5 protein-coding genes are annotated in these 5,384 nt (G+C 54.1%); 3 read left to right on the top strand and 2 right to left on the bottom strand.

Annotated features, from left to right (window positions below; translation table 11 throughout):
• Positions 1-143 precede the first annotated feature (143 nt).
• Both KPG71_RS19415 and KPG71_RS19410 read left to right on the top strand, forming a co-directional pair.
• Positions 144-821: an SOS response-associated peptidase gene (locus KPG71_RS19415; protein WP_367397400.1), complete on the top strand. Its 678-nt coding sequence runs from the start codon at positions 144-146 to the stop codon at positions 819-821.
• A gap of 296 nt (positions 822-1,117) precedes the next feature.
• Entirely contained in the window at positions 1,118-2,728 is a 1,611-nt protein-coding gene (locus KPG71_RS19410; RefSeq protein WP_216340377.1) for an ATP-binding protein, read from the top strand.
• Positions 2,729-2,878: 150 nt separating this feature from the next.
• On the opposite strand, the gene KPG71_RS19405 is transcribed toward KPG71_RS19410, so the two are convergent.
• Together KPG71_RS19405 and KPG71_RS19400 are read right to left on the bottom strand one after the other, a co-directional pair.
• Positions 2,879-3,139 carry a DUF6552 family protein gene (locus KPG71_RS19405; RefSeq protein WP_320179625.1) on the bottom strand — a complete coding sequence of 87 codons (261 nt, stop codon included), beginning with the start codon at positions 3,137-3,139 and terminating at the stop codon, positions 2,879-2,881.
• Positions 3,129-3,833: an SDR family oxidoreductase gene (locus KPG71_RS19400; protein WP_216340375.1), complete on the bottom strand. Its 705-nt coding sequence runs from the start codon at positions 3,831-3,833 to the stop codon at positions 3,129-3,131. Before KPG71_RS19400 ends, KPG71_RS19405 begins: the two co-directional genes overlap by 11 nt.
• 98 nt (positions 3,834-3,931) lie before the next feature.
• Between KPG71_RS19400 and KPG71_RS19395 the strand changes: the two genes are divergently transcribed.
• The gene (locus KPG71_RS19395) at positions 3,932-4,804 is read left to right on the top strand and encodes a LysR substrate-binding domain-containing protein (protein ID WP_216340373.1); all 873 of its coding nucleotides are present in this window, start codon (positions 3,932-3,934) and stop codon (positions 4,802-4,804) included.
• Positions 4,805-5,384: the final 580 nt, after the last annotated feature.

Genomic DNA, 5,384 nt, shown 5'->3' with positions numbered 1-5,384 from the left:
ATACAAGTCCACGGTGTATATCCCCAAGCCCTCCCGAAATCCGAAAGGGCAAAAGTGGACGACTTTTACGCCGCCCGCGACAACACTATGCCGTCGCTACCGTGGCCGAGTATTGCTCCGCCGTTCACAAACATGGGTATTCCATGCGGTTTCTACCGGAGGATGCAATGTGCGGACGCTTTATCGAACCGGAGCTAGCAGGCACGGACCAAGAGCATTCAGAGACCAAAATCGATCCATTCCCCGGACGGCCTGTGATCATCCCTCCCCGCGGGCCCCGGCGGTACAATGTGGCTCCGACACAGGATATCCTGATCATTGGCGGCGAGCCGCTTGCCGCAATGACAGCTCGGTGGTGGCTCATTCCGTCATGGCATCAAGGTAGTGTAAGCGATTGGAAAGCAACGACCTTCAATGCTCGAATTGAAGATGCTCGAATCAAACCAACATTTCGTGCCGTGTGGCGTCGAGGGCGCTGTTTAATCCCGGCGGGTGGCTATTACGAATGGACCGGCGAGAAGGGTGCGAAGGTACCTCACGTTGTCCTTCCTGGAGGCAACGACAGTGTCATGTGGTTCGCAGGCCTTGCTTCTCGCTGGAATGACCTGCTCACCTGCACGATCATGACCCGCGCAGCCACAGATACGGTTTCGGACATCCACCATCGCATGCCGGTTATCCTTGATTTGGAGGAGCGCGAAACATGGCTGTCGGGAAGTGACGAGGTGGACACGCTTGGCGAGGCCGCACGTCTCCAACACCATCCAGTTCACAGCTTTGGAATTCGCGATGACGGGCCGGAATTGATTGAGCCGGTTTAGCGTATCGGTCATTGATGTCCTCGAGGTGGACTCGAATTCGCACGGCGAACAGCAAGGCCGCCATCGGCAACGTCATGCAGGGCTGGCGCTACACCGCCGATTGAGCCGACAGGCGCAGATGCGGCGGGAATGATAAATGATACCTGTCTGCCCAGCTATGCTGGACCGCCGTTTGGTGGACATGATTTAGGAAAAGTATCGCCTAGAAATAATTGTGCTGAAGTAAGATTTGAATTTGTGCCTCTCGCCATTGTAGACACTTGTTCAGTTCTCCCCGGAAATATCATCGAGGTTTCGTGACTTACTCTGATCTTCAGCTTGCACAACGGGACCAAAACGACGCTCTCGCGCGCCACGACGCCGCCTTGCGACAGCTCTTCAACCTCTCGCTCGATCCCGATCTCGACATCGATAACAAGATAGCCCTTCTCCTAAAGTTGGGATGCGACGTGCTAGAATTACCGCTCGGGATCGTCAGCCGTATCGAAGATAGCGTTTACACGGTCCACTACGTGAACGGACCTGATTGGGCGCCGACAACCGGCACAAACTTCGAGTTGTCGGAAACATATTGCTCACACACGTTAATAGCTGACGATGTCAAACACTTTCATCACGCCGGCGACTCGGAAATCGCGAACCATCCATGCTACCTAGGCTTTGGCCTTGAAGGCTACATCGGGGTTCCTTTGCGGGTCGGAACAGAACGGGTCGGGACACTGAATTTCTCTGGTCCGGAGGAGCGGAGACCATTCACAGCCCTGGAAATCGAATTTGTGCGTCTGCTCGGCCGATGGCTTGGTCAAGAATGGCTTAAATCGAACAAAGCACAGGAGCTTGCCGAAAAGACCATGCTTCTGAACGCCATAATTGAAGCCGTGCCCGATGCGATAATCGCTGCTGGCGATGATCGTCAGATTCAAATGGTCAATTCGGCGACAGAGAACCTTTTCGGCTTTGACCGCGATGATCTGATTGGCCGAACTACGTCGGTTCTTTATCCGAGCCTAGAAGAATACGAACGACAGGGAGAACATATATACCGCAAGGTCAAGGAAACGACGATCGGTCGGTTCGAAATGAACCTGCGCAAGCAGGACGGGTCACTTTTTCCTGGTGAGGTATTCATGGCCCCGCTGATGGACGAAGAAAACATGCGACTTGGGCTGGTGGGCGTGATCCGCGACATTAGCAACGAAACCGCTCTGAGACGGGCAAAAGATGAGCTGATCTCGACGGTCTCTCACGAGCTCCGCACGCCTATCACCTCGGCAAAAGGGGCACTGAAACTGCTTGAGTTGGAACGTGAAAACCTCTCTGCGAAGATGCAAAAAATGCTGGATGCAGCAACGCGCAACGTCGACCGGCTCGTTCCTCTTGTCGAGAATATTCTCGATTTCGAAAGACTGAACTCAAAAGAGTTCGTTTCCGACCTTCGCAACATCGACCTGTCGGCACTTGTGGTACGCGCGGTCGAGGATATCCGCCCCTTCGCAGCAGAGCACAACGTCAGCGTCGCAGCCATCAGCAATGGCGCAGCGGCATCACCGATCATGGGAGATGAAAATCGCTTATTGCAGGTACTAAGCAACCTTCTGTCGAACGCGGTGAAAGCCTCCACGCCAGGAGATACCGTAGAAGCAGGCACGACCCCCGGTGGCTTGGGCTTTTGGGTCCGTGATCATGGAAACGGTATTCCTGAATCGATGCAGAAAAGCCTGTTTCAAAGATTTACGAGGGCACCAACAAGTTATTCAAAGGGGCATAAAGGCACGGGGCTTGGCATGAGTATCGTGAAGGCAATTGTCGACCATCACGGCGGCCGTATCGAGTTCGATACGGTAGAGGGTCATGGAACAACATTCACAATCTCGTTCTTGGCGGAACCGGCCAATCAATCGTCGTAGCAAACTCGAGGGCTATTTTGCGGTGAGGTTGGCGGGTCATCATCTGCCTAGTTGTTATGATCGGCCCGAAACGGATATTCGGGTGCCTCTTAGCGAACGGCGGCAGAAAGCCCTCTCTACTGAATGCCGCACCTTGCGTGAATGCATGCTCTACAAAGGTGAGCCACTCGCCATACCGGCGATCATTGCACCCAGTGCGACAACATGGACCAGCATTAAGGCTTTGTCATTCCACATCGCGCCGACAGCGAACCAACCCAACACGCCGATCAGGAACAGGTAAAGATTCCAAGGCGTCCAGCCGAAACCTGTGGCGGTGTAGCCCATGATCTGGATGATCGAAGCGCCCCATTTCACCGCAAAAACCATGCGGTTGAAGCGTGGGCGCGCAATGCTCGTATCAAACGGCACGGGTCAATCCTCCGTCGATACGCAGGTTTTGCCCGGTCATGTACCCCCCACCTTCGGACGCGAGGAGCGAAATCAAGGACGACACTTCTTGCACTCGTCCGTAGCGCCCCATCGGAATACGTGCCTTGCGATCTTCGGTTTCCGGAAGACTGTCGATAAAGCCCGGCAGGACATTGTTGATACGAATGTTGTCGGCGGCATATTTATCGGAATAGAGCTTGGTAAACGCTGCAAGACCGGCCCGAAAGACGCCAGAAGTCGGAAACAACGGATCAGGCTCAAAGGCCGCAAATGTCGAAATATTGATGATCGCACCGCCGCCCTGTGCTTGCATGATGGGCGTAACCAACCGTGTCGGGCGTATAACGTTCATCAGGTATACTTCCATACCTAAGTGCCAATCATCATCCGAAATTTCCAGCACCGGCCCTTTAGGCCCGTGGCCAGCGGAGTTAACCAACACATCCACGCGACTCCAACGCTCCACAGCACCTTGGACCAATGCAGACAAGTCATCGGGATTGGTGTTGGACCCGGTGACGCCAAATCCACCCAACTCGGCCCCAAGCGCCTCGCCTTTCCCTGAGGACGACAGGATACCCAGCTGAAAGCCATCCGCGGCCAACCGTCGGGCCACCTCTGCGCCCATGCCGCTTCCCCCGGCGGTGACAAGCGCCACTTTTTCTACTGACATTGCTCTCTCCATCTCTATTGTGACTTCACAATAAAACAATCAAGTCGGCATATCGCCCGAGAAATGATGTTTCATGGCTGTAGGATTACTATCGCAAAATGCCGCAACTTCCTCCGCTCAACGGGCTACGCGCATTTGACGTAGCTGGCAGGTTTCTGAATTTCCGTGCTGCCGCGGATGAACTTGGCGTCACCCAAGGTGCCGTCGCCCAACAGGTGCGTCAACTTGAGGCGCATTTAGGTGTGCCCTTGTTTGAACGACTTTCAAAGGGCTTGGCCTTTACTCCAGCGGGGCGGAGCTATCACGTATTTGTCGCTGCTGCGTTCGAAGCCATCCGTAATGCGACGGAGCAACTCAAGCCGGAACCCGGCAAAGCCCTTGTCAGTGTCACACCGACATTCGCTGCAAAATGGCTGATCCCCAACTTGCCGGATTTTTCAGCCAAGCATCCGGATATTGACCTGCGCATTCTGGCAACTGAAAAGGTTTCAAGCTTTCACGGGGACGGAATTGACCTTGCTGTGAGGCAGGGAAGGCCTCCTTTCGGAGCGTCCCTTGATGCGCACCTCCTGTTTCGTCAGGAGATTATTGCAGTGGCTGCGCCGAGCCTGATTCACGGATACAGCTTACCTCTTGATGCAAAAGCGTTGTCATCCATTCCCAAACTTCATGACAGCCATAACCTCTGGCCCGAGTTTCTCAATCTAAACAACATCGAGGATGACGGGGACCATGGGCTACGCCTCAATCAAACGTCCCTGGCAGTGGATGCAGCGCTGTTTGGTCAGGGAGCGGCTCTGGTAAGTCGCTTTCTCGTGGAGGCCGAGATTGCCACCAAACGTTTGATACAGATCACGCCAAAGATTCTGCCAGGCAATCAGGACTTCTACCTGCTCTCCACACGCAAAACCAAACAAAACCCGGCGATTGATGCCGTCATCGCGTGGTTTCTGGAACAAGCTGAAAGGTAGCCCAGTCCTGGTTAAGCCAAAGGAAATTGCCGATTGTGGGCATTGGAGCGGCCGCAACGATTATCCGTTTGTTCCGCTCAGCGGTCATTAATACGAACCGCAGTGAAGGCCCGCTCTTCCACCCTTTGTGAGGTTAATCGCGATCAGCCCAAGCAAACGATTACACCGAGCCTCCCCAAAACCTTCATGGTTGCATTGTGTAATGTTGAATGTTTAGGCAGCCAAACATTCGAAAAAATAAAGGGGACGCTACCGCGCCCCCTCTCCTCGTACTCAAATCACTCAGTCCACTCACTCGCAATATCTTAATACTACTCGAAAGGGACCTTATCCCAAAGGGGAATGTGGGACACATTTTCCCGATTATTTGCGGTGCATGTTGTGAATCGACATTCAACACTACCCTCGGCTGCCCCGTACGACCCAAGCAACGTAACGGAGGTGGTATGGCCAGGTAGTGCCCCGGGAAGTGGTGTAGGAACTGGCGTCCACCTGCTTCTTCATAGCCGGTGTTGCTCGTTCACTGAGCGGCGATCATCGCCGTCTCACCGTCATCGTTGCATATGGCGGTCAGCTTTTC

This window comes from Roseovarius sp. PS-C2 (assembly GCF_018862045.1).
In the GTDB taxonomy this organism is placed as follows: Bacteria; Pseudomonadota; Alphaproteobacteria; order Rhodobacterales; family Rhodobacteraceae; genus Roseovarius.
This window is presented reverse-complemented; position numbering and strand designations above follow the sequence as displayed.